Annotated in this window: 19 protein-coding genes and 2 tRNA genes; 12 read left to right on the forward strand and 9 right to left on the reverse strand. The window is 67.2% G+C overall.

Annotation, left to right across the window (positions count from 1 at the left end):
- The first annotated feature begins 9 nt into the window (after positions 1 to 9).
- From AC1IQ6_RS22765 to AC1IQ6_RS22780, 4 genes are all read left to right on the forward strand, one after another.
- Positions 10 to 582, forward strand: a complete 573-nt coding sequence (locus tag AC1IQ6_RS22765; RefSeq protein WP_102775636.1) for a ProQ/FinO family protein — start codon at positions 10 to 12, stop codon at positions 580 to 582.
- A 123-nt stretch (positions 583 to 705) separates the two neighbouring features.
- Positions 706 to 781: transfer RNA gene (locus AC1IQ6_RS22770), tRNA-Gly, on the forward strand.
- A 55-nt stretch (positions 782 to 836) separates the two neighbouring features.
- Positions 837 to 910, forward strand: a tRNA-Cys gene (locus AC1IQ6_RS22775).
- Positions 911 to 996: 86 nt separating this feature from the next.
- Entirely contained in the window at positions 997 to 1,596 is a 600-nt protein-coding gene (locus AC1IQ6_RS22780) for a DUF2946 family protein (RefSeq protein ID WP_485865342.1), read from the forward strand.
- An 8-nt stretch (positions 1,597 to 1,604) separates the two neighbouring features.
- Here the strand turns inward: AC1IQ6_RS22780 and AC1IQ6_RS22785 are convergent, their stop codons facing one another.
- A complete protein-coding gene (locus tag AC1IQ6_RS22785) occupies positions 1,605 to 2,072 on the reverse strand; it encodes a nuclear transport factor 2 family protein (protein WP_111826454.1) in 468 nt (155 codons plus the stop codon).
- 54 nt (positions 2,073 to 2,126) lie between these two features.
- Complete coding sequence (locus AC1IQ6_RS22790) at positions 2,127 to 2,528, reverse strand: DoxX family protein (RefSeq protein ID WP_102775607.1); 402 nt, start codon at positions 2,526 to 2,528, stop codon at positions 2,127 to 2,129.
- Between the two features lie 104 nt (positions 2,529 to 2,632).
- On the opposite strand from AC1IQ6_RS22790, the gene AC1IQ6_RS22795 reads away from it, so the two are divergent.
- Genes AC1IQ6_RS22795 through AC1IQ6_RS22815 form a run of 5 tightly spaced genes read left to right on the forward strand, consistent with a single transcriptional unit; the run spans position 2,633 to position 6,796 of the window.
- Positions 2,633 to 3,565, forward strand: coding sequence for a LysR family transcriptional regulator (locus AC1IQ6_RS22795; RefSeq protein ID WP_181391071.1), 933 nt, complete (start codon positions 2,633 to 2,635; stop codon positions 3,563 to 3,565).
- A 10-nt stretch (positions 3,566 to 3,575) separates the two neighbouring features.
- Positions 3,576 to 4,157 carry an NUDIX hydrolase gene (locus AC1IQ6_RS22800; RefSeq protein ID WP_102775606.1) on the forward strand — a complete coding sequence of 194 codons (582 nt, stop codon included), beginning with the start codon at positions 3,576 to 3,578 and terminating at the stop codon, positions 4,155 to 4,157.
- A complete protein-coding gene (aat, locus tag AC1IQ6_RS22805; RefSeq protein WP_102775605.1) occupies positions 4,154 to 4,927 on the forward strand; it encodes a leucyl/phenylalanyl-tRNA--protein transferase in 774 nt (257 codons plus the stop codon). Before AC1IQ6_RS22800 ends, aat begins: the two co-directional genes overlap by 4 nt.
- 40 nt (positions 4,928 to 4,967) lie before the next feature.
- Complete coding sequence (locus AC1IQ6_RS22810) at positions 4,968 to 5,705, forward strand: arginyltransferase (RefSeq protein WP_102775604.1); 738 nt, start codon at positions 4,968 to 4,970, stop codon at positions 5,703 to 5,705.
- A 50-nt stretch (positions 5,706 to 5,755) separates the two neighbouring features.
- A complete protein-coding gene (locus tag AC1IQ6_RS22815; protein ID WP_102775603.1) occupies positions 5,756 to 6,796 on the forward strand; it encodes a quinone-dependent dihydroorotate dehydrogenase in 1,041 nt (346 codons plus the stop codon).
- 124 nt (positions 6,797 to 6,920) lie between these two features.
- Here the strand turns inward: AC1IQ6_RS22815 and AC1IQ6_RS22820 are convergent, their stop codons facing one another.
- Positions 6,921 to 7,502, reverse strand: a complete 582-nt coding sequence (locus AC1IQ6_RS22820) for a phasin family protein (RefSeq protein ID WP_102775602.1) — start codon at positions 7,500 to 7,502, stop codon at positions 6,921 to 6,923.
- A gap of 384 nt (positions 7,503 to 7,886) precedes the next feature.
- On the opposite strand from AC1IQ6_RS22820, the gene AC1IQ6_RS22825 reads away from it, so the two are divergent.
- Entirely contained in the window at positions 7,887 to 8,864 is a 978-nt protein-coding gene (locus AC1IQ6_RS22825) for a tripartite tricarboxylate transporter substrate binding protein BugD (RefSeq protein WP_102775601.1), read from the forward strand.
- Positions 8,865 to 8,937: 73 nt separating this feature from the next.
- Here the strand turns inward: AC1IQ6_RS22825 and AC1IQ6_RS22830 are convergent, their stop codons facing one another.
- The 3 genes from AC1IQ6_RS22830 to AC1IQ6_RS22840 form a co-directional block, all read right to left on the reverse strand.
- Positions 8,938 to 9,801: an IclR family transcriptional regulator gene (locus AC1IQ6_RS22830; RefSeq protein ID WP_102775600.1), complete on the reverse strand. Its 864-nt coding sequence runs from the start codon at positions 9,799 to 9,801 to the stop codon at positions 8,938 to 8,940.
- 145 nt (positions 9,802 to 9,946) lie between these two features.
- Positions 9,947 to 10,762: a competence/damage-inducible protein A gene (locus AC1IQ6_RS22835; RefSeq protein ID WP_102775599.1), complete on the reverse strand. Its 816-nt coding sequence runs from the start codon at positions 10,760 to 10,762 to the stop codon at positions 9,947 to 9,949.
- Between the two features lie 33 nt (positions 10,763 to 10,795).
- On the reverse strand, positions 10,796 to 11,605 hold the full coding sequence (locus AC1IQ6_RS22840; protein ID WP_102775598.1) for an EI24 domain-containing protein: 810 nt from the start codon (positions 11,603 to 11,605) through the stop codon (positions 10,796 to 10,798).
- Between the two features lie 64 nt (positions 11,606 to 11,669).
- Here AC1IQ6_RS22840 and AC1IQ6_RS22845 point away from each other — a divergent pair, with 64 nt between their 5' ends.
- A complete protein-coding gene (locus AC1IQ6_RS22845; RefSeq protein ID WP_102775597.1) occupies positions 11,670 to 12,053 on the forward strand; it encodes a thioredoxin family protein in 384 nt (127 codons plus the stop codon).
- Positions 12,054 to 12,119: 66 nt separating this feature from the next.
- Here AC1IQ6_RS22845 and AC1IQ6_RS22850 read toward each other — a convergent pair whose 3' ends face one another.
- The 3 genes from AC1IQ6_RS22850 to AC1IQ6_RS22860 all read right to left on the reverse strand — a co-directional run bounded on the left by AC1IQ6_RS22850 (position 12,120) and on the right by AC1IQ6_RS22860 (position 14,978).
- Positions 12,120 to 13,571 (reverse strand): DEAD/DEAH box helicase, encoded by a 1,452-nt coding sequence (locus tag AC1IQ6_RS22850; protein WP_102775596.1) that lies wholly within the window; start codon positions 13,569 to 13,571, stop codon positions 12,120 to 12,122.
- A gap of 325 nt (positions 13,572 to 13,896) precedes the next feature.
- Positions 13,897 to 14,232 carry an AzlD domain-containing protein gene (locus AC1IQ6_RS22855; RefSeq protein WP_102775595.1) on the reverse strand — a complete coding sequence of 112 codons (336 nt, stop codon included), beginning with the start codon at positions 14,230 to 14,232 and terminating at the stop codon, positions 13,897 to 13,899.
- Complete coding sequence (locus tag AC1IQ6_RS22860) at positions 14,229 to 14,978, reverse strand: AzlC family ABC transporter permease (protein ID WP_168202235.1); 750 nt, start codon at positions 14,976 to 14,978, stop codon at positions 14,229 to 14,231. The genes AC1IQ6_RS22855 and AC1IQ6_RS22860 overlap by 4 nt, the downstream gene beginning before the upstream one ends.
- 203 nt (positions 14,979 to 15,181) lie before the next feature.
- Between AC1IQ6_RS22860 and AC1IQ6_RS22865 the strand changes: the two genes are divergently transcribed.
- The gene (locus tag AC1IQ6_RS22865; protein WP_102775593.1) at positions 15,182 to 16,102 is read left to right on the forward strand and encodes a branched-chain amino acid transaminase; all 921 of its coding nucleotides are present in this window, start codon (positions 15,182 to 15,184) and stop codon (positions 16,100 to 16,102) included.
- Positions 16,103 to 16,109 lie beyond the last annotated feature (7 nt).

Consider the following 16,109-nt stretch of genomic DNA (forward strand, 5'->3'; position numbering starts at 1 on the left):
GAAAGAACAATGGGTTTTGAAAAACTTGCCGACCTGCGAGAGCAGCTCCGGGCGCAAGCCCAGCAAGCGGCGCCAGCCCAACCGAAAGCCGCAGGCCAGTCGAAAAAGCGCGATGCCGCCAAGCAGCAACGCAATCCCGCCCGCAAGCAGGAGGCCAGGAAGCGCGAGCCGGTCGATCCCACGATCGAGGCGATCTGGCGCCTGCAGAAGCAGTTTCCGCTGGCCTTCCCCAAGAATCCCGCGCCCAAGGTGCCGCTCAAGGAGGGCATCCTGGCCGATGCCGCCCAACACCTCGAAGCGCTTTCCATGACGCAGGAACAGCTCAAGCTGGCCATCGCCGAATGGTGCAAAGGCAGCCGCTACTGGGCCTGCCTGACCGAAGACGCGCCGCGCATCGACCTGCAAGGCCAGCCCGTGGGCAAGGTGACCGCACAGCAGGCCGCCTACGCGCGCCGCCAGGCCAGCCGCCGCCCCGCCGGCAAGCCGCGCGCCAAGGCCGCGCCCGCGCCGAAGCCCGATGCGGCGGCCGACGCCGCGCCGCAGGCCGAGGCTGAAGCAGCGCCCGCGGCGGAAACGCACTGAATCCCGTTATTGGCACAAGTCCGAAATTCTGTGTATAATCGCTGTCTTTGGTGAACACGGCCTTTTTCTTGAAAAAGAAAAACGCACCAAAAACACATGCAGGGCATCGAATGCAATGCATATGCGGGAGTAGCTCAGTTGGTAGAGCGCAACCTTGCCAAGGTTGAGGTCGCGAGTTCGAGACTCGTCTCCCGCTCCAAATTATAAAAAGGAAGCAACGGCCTATACCGAGCTTCCTTTTTTCTTGAAATGCTGGCGCAATGGCAGAGTGGTTATGCAGCGGATTGCAAATCCGTGTACGTCGGTTCGATTCCGGCTTGCGCCTCCAGCAGCTTCTCCAGTCTCCCCCCTTTTCCGCTATTCTTGCCTGCTGACCATCGGCTGCGCGACGCACGCCATTGCGGCACGGGGAATATGGACCAATCGGTAAAAGACGCTCTCGCCCGCTGGCCCGACGTGCCCGCGGTGTACGGCTGGCTGTCGCTGGACGCCAGGGGCCGCTGGCGGCTGCATCCGCAGGGCCTGTCCGCGCAGGGCGGGCCGGGCGAATCCATTACCAACAGCCAGATCCTGGCGTTCATCAACCGCAATTACGAACATGACGAGGCCGGCCGCTGGTATTTCCAGAACGGCCCGCAGCGCGTGTACCTGCGCCTGGATGCCGCGCCCTACGTGTTGCGGCTCGACGATGAGGCCGGCGCCCTGGTCACCCACACGGACGCCGCGGTCGAGGCGGTGACCGGCTGGCGGCTGGACGATGCCGGCCGGCTTTACGCCATGACGCCGCTGGGCGCGGGCATCGTGCTGGACCGCGACCTGCCGGCGCTGCTGGAAAAGCTGGTCACCGGCGACGGCGCGCCGCTGCTGGAAGCGCTGGACGAGCTGGCGCCCGGCGGCGCGATCCAGGTCGCATGGCCCGGCGCCTATCCGGCCGCGCCGCTGGCGCCGGTCGCGCAGGCCGACGTCGCGCGGGAGCTGGGGTTCGATCCCGATCCCCGGCCGCCCGCGGCCTGAGCGGCGGCTCAGAACATGCCGTTGGCGTTGGCGGACCGCTCGGGGATGGGCTGGACCGCATCCCAGTGCTCGACGATCTTGCCCTGTTCCAGGCGGAAGATATCGATGATGGCGCTGCCGCGCGTGCCGGGTTCGCGCACCGCGTGCACATGCAGGATCACGTAGTCCCCGTCGGTGAAGGCGCGCTTGATCTCGCTTCGGGACTGCGGATACTTGTCGCGCAGAAAGGCGATGAACTTGCGAAAGCCGTCCGGCCCGTCTTCCGCGTTCGGGTTGTGCTGCACATAGCGGTCGCCCACATACTTCAGCGCCGCCTCGGCATCCTTCTGGTTCAGGCCCTTCTCGTAGAAGGCCAGCACCGCCGCCTTGTTGGCGGCTTCCTGTTCGGCCGAGGCATGGGCGGCCAATGGCGACAGCGCGGCGGCCAGCAGCGACGCGGCCGCGGCGCGCTTGAGAAACGACAGGGGCAAGGACATGGCAACTCCGGTGTTTGGGGACGACCGTTCCATTCTATGGGCCGCGCGCGGCGCTCAGCCGCGGCGGCTGCCGTACAGCGCGAATTTGCCGTCGCCCAGCAGCGCCAGCGCGGCGGCCGCCACGGTCAGGAAGACCGGGTATTCCCAGCCGCCGCCCGGATTGCCGGAGCTCCAGCCGTTGCCGAAATGCACGGTCGAGGCCACCAATAGCTGCACCGCGGCGATGGCGGCGATCCAGCGCGGCACCACGCCCAGGATCAGCAGCACGCCGGCGCCGATCTCGAAGAAGGTCACCGGATAGGCCAGCCAGCCGGCGAAGCCGATCTTGGCGAAGAACTGGGCCGTGCCGGGCAGCGTGAACACCAGCAGCTTGGTCAGGCCATGGGCCAGAAACATGGCGCCTAGCGCCAAGCGCAGCAGCAGCGCGGCATAAGGCGCGGTACGGGTATCAACCATTGCACTCTCCTGGAGCGATCATTCGGGAGCGCTATTCTTGCGATTCCAAAAACAATGATAAAGATGGAGAATCGCAAATTATTGTTCCTCGATAGGAAACAATCTTGGACACGCATACCGCCATGCAGACCTACGCCAAGGTGGTGGAACTGGGCTCGTTCGCGGCGGCGGCCGACAAGCTGGGCCTGGCCCGTTCCGTCGTCACGCGCCAGATCGCCTACCTGGAGCAGCGCTACGGCGTGCGGCTGCTGAACCGCACGACCCGCAAGCTCAGCATGACCGACGCCGGCCGCGCGTTCTACGAGCGCGTGCGCCCCATCCTGGCAGAAGTGGCGGACCTGGAGCAGTCGCTGCAGGCCGAGGGCCAGCGTCCCAGCGGCCGGCTGCGCGTCAGCGCGCCGGTGTCTTTCGGCATCCTGCACCTGGGCCCGGCCATCGCCGAATACCTGCAGCGCTATCCCGACGTGGTCATCGACCTGGACCTGAACGACCGCGTTGTCGACCTGGTGGAAGACGGCTTCGACGTGGCGGTGCGCATCGGCCCGCTGCTGGACTCTTCGCTGGTGGCGCGTCCGCTGGCGCCGCAGCAGCTGCTGGTGTGCGCGGCCCCGTCCTATCTGGCGCGCCACGGCACGCCGCAAAGCCCGGAAGAACTCAGGCAGCATCGCTGCCTGCACTACGCCTACGCCAGCACCGGCAACGAATGGCATTTCGAGAAGGACGGCGTGACCCACCTGGTGCGCGTGAACGCCGCGCTGCGCGCCAATAACGGCGACGTGCTGCGCACCGCGGCGCTGGCCGGGCACGGCATCATCCTGCAGCCCGACTTCCTGGTGGGCGAAGACGTGCGCGCCGGACGGCTGGTGGCGCTGCTGACCGACTACGCGCACACCCCGATCTCCATGTACGCGCTCTACCCGCACCGGCGCTTTCTGTCGCCCAAGGTGCGGTCCTTCGTCGAACACCTGGAAGCGCGCTACGGGGCGGCGCCCCCGCCCGCGCCGGGCCGGCGCGCCAGTCCCCGCCGCAGCCGGTAGAATCCTACCCATGACCGCCAAATCGCCCATCGAATACTTCCCCGCGCCGCGCCGTTCGCATTTCTGCAGCCAATGCGGCTCGCCCGTCAATCGCCGGGTGCCCGAGGGCGACAACCGCGAACGCGACATCTGCGACCACTGCGGGGCCATCCACTACCAGAACCCCCGCCTCGTGGTCGGCACCGTGCCGGTCTGGGAAAACCGCGTGCTGCTGTGCCGGCGCGCGATCGAGCCGCGCTACAACACCTGGACGCTGCCCGCCGGCTTCATGGAACTGGGCGAAAGCACGGCGCAGGGCGCCGCGCGCGAAACGCTGGAAGAAGCCGGCGCCCGCATCCAGCTGGGCGAGCTCTACACCGTCATCGACCTGCCGCAGATCGACCAGGTGCACGTGTTCTACCTGGCCCAGGCCCTGTCGCCCGACCTGGACCCCGGCCCCGAGAGCCTGGAAGCGCGCTACTACGAAGAATCCGAAATCCCCTGGGACGACCTGGCGTTCCGCACCGTGGCCACCACGCTGCGCCACTATTTCGAGGACCGCAAGTCCGGCGTGTTCTCGCCTCACCACTACACCCTAGAATCGCACCGTTGAAACTGCCCTGGCTCGCCGTCGATACGCCGTTCCCGCCTGCCGAGTTCGCGCTGACGGACCCCGACGGCCTGCTGGCCGCGGGCGCTGACCTGTCCATCCCGCGGCTGATCCAGGCTTACTCCAACGGCATCTTCCCGTGGTATTCGGAAGGCGAGCCCATTCTGTGGTGGAGCCCCGATCCGCGCATGGTGCTGGCGGTCAGGGATTTCGCGCCCTCGCACTCGCTGCGCAAGCTGCTGCGCAGGCTCGCGCGCGAGGAGGCCGCGGGCCAGGCCCGCGTGCAGGTGCGCGTGGACACCGCGTTCGAGCGGGTCATGGCCGCCTGCGCCGCGCCGCGCGACGGCCAGCCCGGCACCTGGATCACCGGCGCGATGCAGCAGGCCTACCGCGCCTGGCACGAGGCCGGCTACGTGCACAGCATCGAAACCTGGATCGATGGCGAACTGGCCGGCGGCCTGTATGGCATCAGCCTGGGCCGCATGTTCTTCGGCGAATCCATGTTCGCCCGCCGCCCCGACGCCTCCAAGGTGGCGCTGGCCTACCTGGTGCGCTACCTGGCCGCGCACGGCGTGCAGCGCATCGACTGCCAGCAGCAGACCCGCCACCTGGCGAGCCTGGGCGCGCGCCCGATCTCGCGCGTCGCGTTCCTGCAGCATGTGCGCGGCGCCACCGCGCAGCCCGGGCCGCCGTGGACGCGCGGCACGCTCGACAGTGCCGGACGCCTGCATCCGGACGGCGCCTGCGGACCGGGGAACGGCGTTACTATGTAGCCGTCCCGTCGCGGACTCGCCGCCGTCTTCCGGGATCGCCATGAGCCAGCTTAAAGAACTTCCCTTCTCGACCCTGCAGTTCTACGCAACCGCTCCCTACCCCTGCAGCTATCTGCCTGGCCGCCAGGCCCGCTCGCAGGTCGCCGCGCCCGGTCACCTGATCAACGCGGGCACGTACTCGCAGCTGGTGGAACAGGGCTTTCGCCGCAGCGGGCTGTTCACCTACCGCCCCCATTGCGACAACTGTCAGGCCTGCATTCCGGTGCGGGTGGACGCGGCCGGCTTCGCGCCCAACCGCAGCCAGCGCCGCGCCTGGCGCGCGCACCAGGACCTGCAGTCCTTCGTCGCCGAACTGGCCTGGTCGCCCGAGCACTACCGGCTCTATACGCGCTACCAGCAAGGCCGCCATCCCGGCGGCGGCATGGACGAGGACAGCCGCACCCAGTATGCGCAATTCCTGCTCACCAGCCGCGTCAATACCCGGCTGGTGGAATTCCGCAGCCCCGAGGGCGAGCTGGTCATGGTGTCCATCATCGACGTGCTGGACGACGGCCTGTCCTCGGTCTACACGTTCTACGACCCGGACCACCCCGGCAGTCTCGGCACCTACAGCATCCTGTGGCAGGTCGAGCAATGCCGCATCCTGAACCTGCCCTGGCTCTACCTGGGCTACTGGATCGCCGCCAGCCGCAAGATGTCCTACAAGTCGAATTTCCATCCCGCGCAGTTCCTGGTCGACGGCGCCTGGCGCGACCAGCCCGAACCGCCGGCCGCCTGATCCCGGCGGCGGGCGCAGGGCCGGCCGAATTCGCTCTACAATTCCGCCCCATGTCTATTCTCTTCCACGCCTATCCCCTGGCCCGCCCGGCGCTGTTCGCCATGGACGCGGAAACCGCCCACGAAGTCACTTTGTCGGGCCTGCAGCGCGCCTATGACTGCGGCGCCACGCGCAAGCTGCTGCACGCGCAGCCCAAGGCGCCGTGCACGCTGATGGGGATGCAGCTGGCCAACCCGATCGGGCTGGCCGCGGGGCTGGACAAGAACGGCGCCTATATCGACGCGCTCGGGAACCTGGGATTCGGCTTCATCGAAGTGGGCACGGTCACGCCGCGCGCCCAGCCCGGCAATCCCAAGCCGCGCATGTTCCGGCTGCCGCGCGCCAACGCGCTCATCAACCGGCTGGGCTTCAACAACCAGGGCCTGCCGGCCTTCCTGGCCAACGTGCAGCGCAGCACCTGGCGCACCCAGGGCGGCATCCTGGGCCTGAACATCGGCAAGAATGCCGACACCCCGATAGAACGCGCGGCCGACGACTACCTGATCGGCCTGGAAGGCGTGTATCCGCACGCGGACTACGTGACGGTCAATATCTCGTCGCCCAACACCAAGAACCTGCGCGCGCTGCAGGGCGGCGACGAACTGTCGGCGCTGCTGGCGCAGCTGGCCGACAAGCGCAAGGCGCTGGAAGACCGGCACCAGCGCCGCGTGCCGATGGCGGTGAAGATCGCCCCGGACCTCACGCAGGAACAGATCGACGCCATCGCCGACGCCCTGCCGCGCCACGGCATCGACGGCGTCATCGCCACCAACACCACGCTCTCGCGCGACGCGGTCGCCGGCCAGCCGCATGCCGAAGAAGCCGGCGGCCTGTCGGGCGCGCCGGTGCACGAACTGTCGCTGGCAGTCATCCGCCGGCTCAAGCAGCAATTGGGAAGCAGCCTGGCCATCATCGGGGTGGGCGGGGTGATGTCGGGCCGCCAGGCCCGCGAGAAGCTGGAAGCCGGCGCCGACGCGGTGCAGCTCTATACCGGCCTGATCTACCGCGGCCCGGCCCTGGTGGGCGAATGCGTGCGGGCCGTGGCCCGCTGACCGGGAAAAAAAAGGGGCCACCCATCGGGTGGCCCTAATTCCAGCTCTGCTCTGTCACTCAACAGTACTACATTACTGCGGTTTGCGCACTAGCGGTTTGCGCGCCGGTGCGCGCGCCAAAGGCTCAGGCGGCGCTGCGGCGGCTGCGGCTGGCGACCTTGTTGGCGGCCTCGGCAGCGTCGGTGGCGGCCTTGAACGTGGCGTTGGCGGCGGCGTTCAGGTTCGACTCGGCGACTTCGGCGGCCTGCTTGGCGGCCTTGCTCATCGAATCGTAGGCGCTGGTCGCGGTGGCCAGCGAGGACTTGATCAGGGCGACGGCGCTTTCGGAACCGGTCGGGGCGTTCTTGGAGAACTGGTCGACCACTTCGCTCAGCTGTTGCTGGCTTTCGGCGATCTGTTCTTCGGTCAGCTTGACCAGGCTGCCTTGCACGCCGGCGACGATGTCGTACACGTGCTTGGTGTAGGCCATGGCCTTTTCGGCGCCCGGCTGCAGCAGGCCCGAGGCGAAAGCAGCGGCTTCCTGCGGGTCCTTCAGTTCGGCGGCTTGCTGCGACTTCTGGGCGACTTCGTCCAGGGTGGCCTTGACGACCTTCAGGTTCAGCTCGACCAGCTTTTCGAAACCGGCGAACACAGCCGATTGAGCGGCCACGAGGGTGTTGATGTTGGCCTTTTGACGGTCCAGGACTTGTTGCGGAATGGCGCTCATAGAATGCTCCTTGGGAGGTAGCCGGGGGGCGATCCGGCAAATAAGGATTGGTTGTCTGCGACGAAGGGGTAAACGTGCGCGGAAACTGGTACTACAAGCTACCGCCGGCTCGTTTGATGCACTGCACAATTGCCATTCTAGGCTGGGAAAAAAACTTGTCAAGGAGTTTTTGTGCGGTGCAATAAATGATTGCACTTTCCCGGCGAGCCCCCGCGGACCGGCGTTTGATCCAAGACAAACAGCCCCCCGCTTGGGGAAAAACCGGACGTGACGGCGTATCAATTCTTTTCTACACTGCTTTCACGCCGCTGAAAAAAACATAATCGACAAGTCAGCCGGCAATAACTAAATCGCAGCAAGCAAAACCCTGCAACTGGAGACTCCATGACCCTCATTCCCCGCACGCTGTCGGCCCTGCTCGCCGCAAGCGCCATGCTCGCTGCCGGCGCAGCCCAGGCGGAATACCCGGATCGCCCCGTCAATATGGTGGTGCCTTTCGCCGCAGGCGGCCCGACGGACAACGTCGCGCGCTCGCTCGCCGAGGCCATGCGGACCGCGCTGGGCCAGACAGTCGTGGTCGAAAACAAGGGCGGCGCCGGCGGCACGATCGGCACCACCCAGGTGGCGCGCGCGCAGCCCGACGGCTATTCCGTCCTGCTGATGCACGCCGGTTTTTCGACGGCGCCGTCGCTGTACAAGAACCCCGGGTATGACCCCTACAAGAGCTTCGAGCCCATCGGCCTGGTGGTCGACGTGCCGATGACCATCATCGCGCGCTCGGACTTCCCGCCCAACAACATCCAGGAACTGGCCGACTACGTCAAAAAGAACAAGGACAAGGTCTCGCTCGCCAACGCCGGTATCGGCGCCGCCAGCCACCTGTGCGGCACCATGCTGGTCGAAGCGCTGGGCGTGCAGCTGCTGACCATCCCGTACAAGGGCACCGCGCCGGCCATGAACGACCTGCTGGGCAAGCAGGTGGACCTGCTCTGCGACCAGACCACCAACACCACGCAGCAGATCGACAGCGGCAAGGTCAAGGCCTACGCCGTCACCAGCCTGAAGCGCGTGCCCACGCTGCCCAAGCTGCCGACCATGGACGAGTCCGGCTACAAGGGCTTCGAAGTCGGCATCTGGCATGGCATGTGGGTGCCGAAGGGCACGCCCAAGCCGGTCGTGGACAAGCTGGTCAAGAGCCTGCAGGCCGGCCTGGCCGACCCCAAGTTCCAGGAACGCATGAAGCAGCTGGGCGCCACGGTCCTGACGGCCGAAGCCAACCCGCAGGCACTGGAAGCCAAGGTCAAGCAGCAGGTCCCGCAATGGGCCGAGCTGTTCAAGAAGGCCGGCGTCGAAGCGCAATAAGGCCGCCTCGCCCGCTCAGGCGGATGCAAAAAAGAAAAGCCCCGCGGGGCTTTTCTTTTTGGGCGCGGGACGATCAGCCCCTGAGCGCCTCGGCCGCCATGCCCAGCCCGTTGAAGCTGGCGGACACCGACGGCTCGTAGCCCAGCGCCTCGGAGATGCTGGCGGCGGTGTCCACCAGCGCCTTGATCCATTCGTCCTGCAGGCGTTCGGCCGGCGCCGAGATCGACAGCCCGGCCACCAGCTTGCCGGTGTCGTCGAATATGCCGGCGGCGATGCAGCGCACGCCCAGTTCGAGCTCTTCGTTGTCGCGCGCATAGCCGTGGCGGCGCACCAGCGCCAGCTCGCGCTCCAGGCGGTCCAGGTCGGTGATGCTGTTGCGCGTGTGGCCGGCCAGCCCGGTGCGCAGCGCGTAGGCGCGCACCAGGCGCGCATCGCCGGTGGACAGGAACAGCTTGCCGGTGGAGGTCAGGTGCAGCGGCGCGCGTCCGCCGATGGCGCGCACCACCTGCATGCCCGAGCGCTCGCTCCAGGCGCGGTCGATGTACACGATCTCGTCGCCCTGCTGCACCGACAGGTTGATGGTCTGCCCGGTCAGCTTGTGCAGCGAACGCATGGCGGAGATGGCCGCCTCGCGCACGTTCAGGCGCCCCTTGACCAGCGAACCCAGCTCCAGCAGGCGCATGCCCAGCTGGTACAGGCCGTTGTCGACCCGCTCGACGTACCGGCCGACCACCAGATCGTTGAGGATACGGTGCGCGGTGGACGCGTGCAGGCCCGTGGTGGCGGACAATTCCTTGAGCGTCACGGGGTCCGGCTGCGCGGCCAGGGCGTCGAGCAGGCGCATGGCGCGCTCGATCACCTGGATGGCGATGGGATGGGCGGAAGCGCCTTCGGTTTCGGCGTCCAGGGGATTGCGGGAGGGCGAAAGACGGGCCATGGGATGATGTGGGTCTGCGCCGCAGGCGAACTGCTTGCGGCGACGCAACAAACATTTCTATCCCGTATTGTGAAATTTACCAGCCTGTTTGGCAATGGATTTTTCGTAAATAAAACGGGGCCGCACCTTATCCGCCTGCCGGCCATCAGACGCCGGCCGGCGCTTCCAGCTTGCCGCCCAGGCGCAGGACCTCGGCCCGCAGGAAGGCCAGGGCCTCGGCCGCGCCCTCGGGCTCGCCCTTCACGCCCAGCTCGATATGCGGGGCGCCGCCGGTCTCGCCGACGCTGGGCAGGCTGAAGGCGCGCACGCCCGGCCAGCGCGTTTCCACGCTGACCATGGCCGGCGTGATGCGCGACTCCGGCATGCCGAACACCAGGAAGGAATGCTCGGCGTGGACGCGCACATGCTGCAGCGCACGATAACGGGTGTCCAGCGTCCATTCCAGCATCGGCCAGGCCATGACGGGAAAGCCGGGCACGAAGGTATGGTCGCGGATGAAGAAGCCCGGAATCCGGTTGTAGGGGTTGGGCACGATCTCGCAGCCCTGCGGGAACACGCCCATCTGCAGGCGCTGCTGGTTCTCGGGTGCGCTCATGTCGGCCGTGCCCTGCCCTTTGGCGGCCAGCTCGGCGGTGCGCTGGGCGATGGCCTGCTCGGCCTCGGGATGCAGCGCCAGCGGCAGGTCCAGCGCGGCGGCCGCTGCCTGCCGGGTGTGGTCGTCCGGCGTGCCGCCGATGCCGCCGCAGGAGAACACCACGTCGCCCGAGGCGAAGCTGCGGCGGTACGCCGCCGTCAGCGTGTCGCGGTCGTCGGGCAGGATCTCGGTCCAGCCCAGCTGCATGCCGCGCGCGCCCAGCAGCTCGACGACTTTGGAAAAATGCTTGTCCTGACGGCGGCCCGAGAGGATTTCATCCCCCACGATGATGAGGCCGATGCGGCGGGCGGCGGGTTCTGCGGCCATGTACGGTTCCAGAGTGGTGAGAAGAATGACGCCTCAGGCGTCGATGACGCGGTCCTGGCGCAGGCGCTTGAGCGCCTCCAGTCCGTAGTGCGCGTAGACCAGGGCCGAGAACACCGGCAGGATGATCCACGCCGGCGGCAACAGGTTCAGCAGCGAGCAGATCAGCCCGATGGTCCAGAAGCCGCCGTTGTTGCGTTCCAGGATGAGCTTGCGCTCGGCCGGGCTGGCATGTTCGACGATGGCGTCCACGCGCATCATGCGCGAAAACGCGAAGGCCCACCAGAAGATGGACAGCACCACCGCCATCGGCGGCACCAGCCACAGCGGCAAGGTCAGCGTCCAGCCCACGGCGAAGGCGACCGACACCCACACCGCGTTCCAGACGCTGACCGCGGTGGAAAACTTGCCCTGCCGGCTGACCGACGCGTACTCGCGCTGGCCCACGTGGCGCAGCACCAGCGGCATGACGAAGACGGCGGCGATGGCCAGCCCCAGGATGCCCGAGACCGGCAGCAGGATGGCCGCGGCGATGACCGGGATCAGATAGATCTTGAGCGAGAACAGGCCGACGGCGACCAGCCATTCGTCGACCCGGTTGACCACGTCCCAGTGCGAGACCTCGGCGCGCAGCCAATCGGTCAGCGGCGTCCAGAACAGCCACAGCAGCAGGAAGGCGCCCACCAGCGCGATCAGGAAAGGCAGCAGGACCGCGAACAGCATCGTCGGGTGGCATTGCGACACCAGCGCGCGCTTGAACGCCTGGCCCACGTTGGCCGCGCCCGCGCCGGCGCTGGAAAGACGGTCCTGCTCGGGCGTGGGGGAATCGGTGCGCATAACGGTCATGGCGTGGACAAAGAGGCGGTGGACATCCCGGGTATGATAGTCAAACACGCCTCGATCTGCCCACATGTCTCTACTCGTACCCGATACCGATCAGGCCGCGCTGCGGGCGCGCCTGGCCTCGTCGCCCGACACCTGGCTGGTCGCCTGTTTCTGCGCGGCCTGGTGCGATACCTGCGAACAGTACAAGCCCAAGCTGCAGGCGCTGGCCCAGGCCATGCCGCAACACGTCTTCGCATGGATAGACATCGAAGACCACGCGGAGCTGCTGGGCGAGGAAGACGTGGAGAACTTCCCCACGCTGCTGGTGCAGATCGGCCCGCGCGTGGTGTTCTACGGACCCATGCTGCCGCACATCGGCCATCTCGAGCGCCTGCTCGAAAGCCTGGACGAAAACAGCGCGACGGTGCAGACGGCGCTGCCCGACCTGCCGCGGCTGCTGGCCGCCTGAAGCGCCCGTCCATAAAAAAACCGCAAGGCCTCGCATCGAGGGCTTGCGGTTTTTTCATGGGTGGACTCAGGGCTTGCGGCTGCCGCCCAGCAGCACGGCGAGCTGCCGCTTGGGCGCCGACGGGTTGCTCTTGGGCGCGGCGGGCGCTTCGGCCGGCGCCGACGGCGCCGAGGGCTCGTAGGGCTTGAGGAAGAAATCGTCCACCGGCTGGCGCGGCGCGCCGGCGTAGCTGGAGCGGCGATCGCCCGAACGGCCGCGTTCGCCGCGGCCTTCGCGCGAGGACGAGCCGCCGCGGCGGTCGTCGCTGCGGCGGTGGCTGCGCGCCACCAGGTCGGCCGGCACGTCCAGCGTGCCGCGCGGCACTTCGCGCTTGATCAGCTTTTCGATGTCGAGCAGGAAGCGTTCTTCGTCGGGCGTGAACAGCGCGATGGCCTCGCCCGAGGCGCCGGCGCGGCCGGTGCGGCCGATGCGGTGCACGTAGTCTTCGGCGTTGTACGGCAGGTCGTAGTTGATGACGCAGGGCACGCCGGCCACGTCCAGGCCGCGCGCGGCCACGTCGGTGGCCACCAGCACTTCCAGCTCGCCGGCCTTGAAGGCTTCCAGCGCCTTCATGCGGTCGGCCTGGGTCTTGTCGCCGTGGATCGATTCGGCCTTGACGCCGTCGCGCTCCAGCTCGCGCGCCAGGCGCGCGGTGCCGATCTTGGTGTTCGAGAACACGATGACCTGCTTCAGTCCGCGCGACTTCACCAGATGCACGACGGCGGCGCGCTTGGCGTCGCTGGGCATCTTGTAGGCGATCTGCGTGATCGTCGCGGCGGTGGCGTTGCGCGCGGCGACTTCGATTTCGACCGGATGGTTCAGGTAGGAACGGCCGAGCTTGCGGATCTCGTTGCTGAACGTGGCGGAGAACAGCAGGCCCTGGCGCTGCGCGGGCAGCAGCCGGATGATGCGTTCGAGGTCGGGCAGAAAGCCCATGTCCAGCATGCGGTCGGCTTCGTCCAGCACCAGGATGCCGACCTGGCTGAGATTCACGTTCTTCTGCTCGACGTGGTCGAGCAGGCGGCCCGGCGTGGCCACCAGCACTTCGCAGCCGCGGCGCAGGGCTTCTTTCTGCGGCCCGATGTCCACGCCGCCGAACACCACCGCGCTGCGCAGCGGCGTCTGCTTGCTGTAGCGCTTGACGCTTTCGTACACCTGGTCCGCGAGTTCGCGCGTGGGCGTGAGGATCAGCGCGCGCACCGGATGGCGCGCGGGCGATGCGCTGGTGTTGGCCAGCGGCATGAGGCGGTGCAGGATGGGCAGCGTGAAGGCCGCCGTCTTGCCTGTGCCGGTCTGCGCCGCGCCCATGACGTCGCGCCCTTCCACCACTACGGGGATGGCCTGGGCCTGGATGGGCGTGGGAGTCGTGTAGCCGGTTTCGGCGATGGACTGCAACAGCAGGGGATGCAGCCCGAAGTCGGCGAACGTCGGCGCGGGCGCTTCGGAGGCGGGTGCTACGGGTTGAGTGGATTCAGTCATCAGGGTTAGGCAGATACCGGGACCAATGAAAAAGAACAAAACGAGAGTGCTGCACGCACTGCCCTGCATATGCATCGGGACAGCCTGAACACGCGCCATGTGAGTCCTGCCCTTGCAGGCCAGGCGGCGCGTTCTGGATTCGATACCTATGAGGGCAGTACCAGGCCCGGATTGCTGTGTATCGGCTGATTTTAGCGCAGCCGGATTACGCCGCCGTCAAACCGGCTTTCGAAAGCCGTTACAAGGCCCCTGCGCGGCCGGATGCAAGCGTCCGGCAGGCAGGCCGGAAGCGTCCACCTGATGGACGCCCGGAACGGAACGGCCGTCAACCCGCCAGCCAGCGCAGGCCCCACAGGGCCAGCATGCCAACGATGATGACCAGCACCGCGCTGCGGGTGCGCAGGAACACCAGCACCGCCAGCACGCCGGCCACCAGTTTGTAGTCGAACACCGGGCCCAGCCCGGCCTTCCAGGGCAGCAGATCGGGCACGATGATGGCGGTCAGGGCGGCCGCGGGCGCGTAACGCAGCGCCCGCCGCACGCCTTCGGGCAGCGGGATGTAGTCGCCGAACAGCATGAAGCCGGCGCGGGTCAGCACGCTGCACAGCGCCAGCAGCAGGATGGCGGAATAGACGTAGATCTCGGAAGGCCAGAGGGTCATGCGCGGCCCTTGAAGAAGCGTTCCGCCCAGATGCCGGCGACCACGCCGGCCACGACGGCGGCCGCCAGGCCCAGGCGCAGCGGCAGCGCCTGGCCGACCCAGGCGACCACGCCGGCGGCCAGCATGGAGACCAGCATGGGACGCGAGTTGGCCAGCGGCACCGTGATCGCCAGCAGCGCCAGCACCGCCGCGAAGTCCAGCGACCAGGCGGCGGGCACCATCGTGCCCAGGTAGATGCCGATGATGGAAGACCCCTGCCACACGAACCAGCCCGGCGTGATGACGCCGATGAAGTACCAGAGCTGCTCGCGCGTGCCGCGCTCGGCGGCGTCGCCATAGCGCGGCATGAACAGCACGAAGCCCATGTCGGTGGTGAAATAGCCCAGGCCCAGCCGCTTGGGCCAGGAAAGATGGCGGAAATAAGGCTGCAGGGCCGCGCCGAAGATCAGGAACCGCAGGTTGACCACGCAGCCGGCGGCGAAGATCAGCCACAGTGGCGCGCCGGTGGCGATCAGCGGCAGCGAGGTCAGCTGGGCCGAGCCCGCGTACAGCAGCAGCGTCATGGCCAGCGCCATGGATTCGGTCAGGCCGGATTTGACCATCGCCACGCCGGTGACCAGGCCCCAGGTGGCCGTGGCGATCAGGGCCGGCACGATGGCGTGGACGCCGGCACGGAAGGCGGTGACGCGTTCCCGCCGGTGCACGGCCGGGTCTTCGGTTTCGGAAAGCGCAGATTCAGAGGACAACGGCAGCCCCCTGGCGATTCGGACAGGACGACATGGAAACTCTAAGGAAAGGAACGCACGACAACCCGTTCGCCCGCCGGCGGCACAATGCGCTGGCGGCGCCGCGCCAGGGCGCGGAATAGGCGCGTATTGTACCCTCGCTGCTTGATACAATATGCGCCTCTATAGAGGAGCAGACGGGAAGCAGACCCGGGGAGAAGACCATGTCGATGGCAGACCGCGACGGATTCATCTGGTATGACGGCAAACTCGTCCCGTGGCGGGACGCAACCACGCACGTCCTGACCCATTCCCTGCACTACGGCCTGTCGGTATTCGAAGGCGTGCGCGCCTACCGCTCCGAGATCGGCACCGCCATCTTCCGCCTCGAAGACCACACCAACCGTCTGTTCAACTCGGCGCACATCTACCAGATCCCCATGCCTTTCGATCGCGACACAATCAATGAGGCCCAGCGGACGGTGGTGCGCGAAAACCAGCTCGAATCCGGCTATCTGCGCCCCCTGGTGTTCTACGGTCCGGAAAAAATGGGCGTGTCCCCCAAGGGCGCGCGCGTGCACGTGGCCATCGCCGCCTGGCCCTGGGGCGCCTACCTGGGCGAAGAAGCCCTGTCGCAGGGCATCCGGGTCAAGGTGTCGTCCTATGCGCGCCAGCACGTGAACGTCACCATGCCGCGCGCCAAGGTGGCCACCACCTACGCCAATTCCATCCTCGCCAACACCGAGGCCCTGCAGGACGGCTACGACGAAGCCCTGCTGCTGGATACCGAGGGTTTCGTGGCCGAGGGTTCGGGCGAGAATCTTTTCATCGTCAAGGACGGCGTGCTCTGCGAGCCCGAGATCGCCTCCGCCCTGACCGGCATCACCCGCAGCACCATCCACGCGCTGGCGGCCGACTTCGGCCTGCGCGTGGTCACCAAGCGCCTGACCCGCGACGACGTCTACATTGCCGACGAGGCCTTTTTCACCGGCACCGCCGCCGAAGTCACGCCCATCCGCGAGGTGGACAACCGCCAGATCGGCTCCGGCCGGCGCGGCCCCATCACCGAACAGCTGCAGAAAGCGTTTTTTGACATGGTGAATGGACGCAACCCGAAGTACCATCACTGGCTGAGCAAAGTCTGATCCCAGC

The sequence above is a fragment of the Achromobacter sp. MUI-25009338 genome (assembly GCF_057359325.1).

Coding starts and splice junctions, on each gene's coding strand:
- AC1IQ6_RS22835 (WP_102775599.1), bottom strand. CDS start 10,762: ATGGCCGCAGAACCCGCCGCCCGCCGCATCGGCCTCATCATCGTGGGG.
- AC1IQ6_RS22780 (WP_485865342.1), top strand. CDS start 997: ATGGACCAATCGGTAAAAGACGCTCTCGCCCGCTGGCCCGACGTGCCC.
- AC1IQ6_RS22815 (WP_102775603.1), top strand. CDS start 5,756: ATGTCTATTCTCTTCCACGCCTATCCCCTGGCCCGCCCGGCGCTGTTC.
- AC1IQ6_RS22845 (WP_102775597.1), top strand. CDS start 11,670: ATGTCTCTACTCGTACCCGATACCGATCAGGCCGCGCTGCGGGCGCGC.
- AC1IQ6_RS22790 (WP_102775607.1), bottom strand. CDS start 2,528: ATGGTTGATACCCGTACCGCGCCTTATGCCGCGCTGCTGCTGCGCTTG.
- AC1IQ6_RS22765 (WP_102775636.1), top strand. CDS start 10: ATGGGTTTTGAAAAACTTGCCGACCTGCGAGAGCAGCTCCGGGCGCAA.
- AC1IQ6_RS22855 (WP_102775595.1), bottom strand. CDS start 14,232: ATGACCCTCTGGCCTTCCGAGATCTACGTCTATTCCGCCATCCTGCTG.
- AC1IQ6_RS22785 (WP_111826454.1), bottom strand. CDS start 2,072: ATGTCCTTGCCCCTGTCGTTTCTCAAGCGCGCCGCGGCCGCGTCGCTG.
- AC1IQ6_RS22800 (WP_102775606.1), top strand. CDS start 3,576: ATGACCGCCAAATCGCCCATCGAATACTTCCCCGCGCCGCGCCGTTCG.
- AC1IQ6_RS22850 (WP_102775596.1), bottom strand. CDS start 13,571: ATGACTGAATCCACTCAACCCGTAGCACCCGCCTCCGAAGCGCCCGCG.
- AC1IQ6_RS22825 (WP_102775601.1), top strand. CDS start 7,887: ATGACCCTCATTCCCCGCACGCTGTCGGCCCTGCTCGCCGCAAGCGCC.
- AC1IQ6_RS22865 (WP_102775593.1), top strand. CDS start 15,182: ATGTCGATGGCAGACCGCGACGGATTCATCTGGTATGACGGCAAACTC.
- AC1IQ6_RS22820 (WP_102775602.1), bottom strand. CDS start 7,502: ATGAGCGCCATTCCGCAACAAGTCCTGGACCGTCAAAAGGCCAACATC.
- AC1IQ6_RS22810 (WP_102775604.1), top strand. CDS start 4,968: ATGAGCCAGCTTAAAGAACTTCCCTTCTCGACCCTGCAGTTCTACGCA.
- AC1IQ6_RS22830 (WP_102775600.1), bottom strand. CDS start 9,801: ATGGCCCGTCTTTCGCCCTCCCGCAATCCCCTGGACGCCGAAACCGAA.
- AC1IQ6_RS22840 (WP_102775598.1), bottom strand. CDS start 11,605: ATGACCGTTATGCGCACCGATTCCCCCACGCCCGAGCAGGACCGTCTT.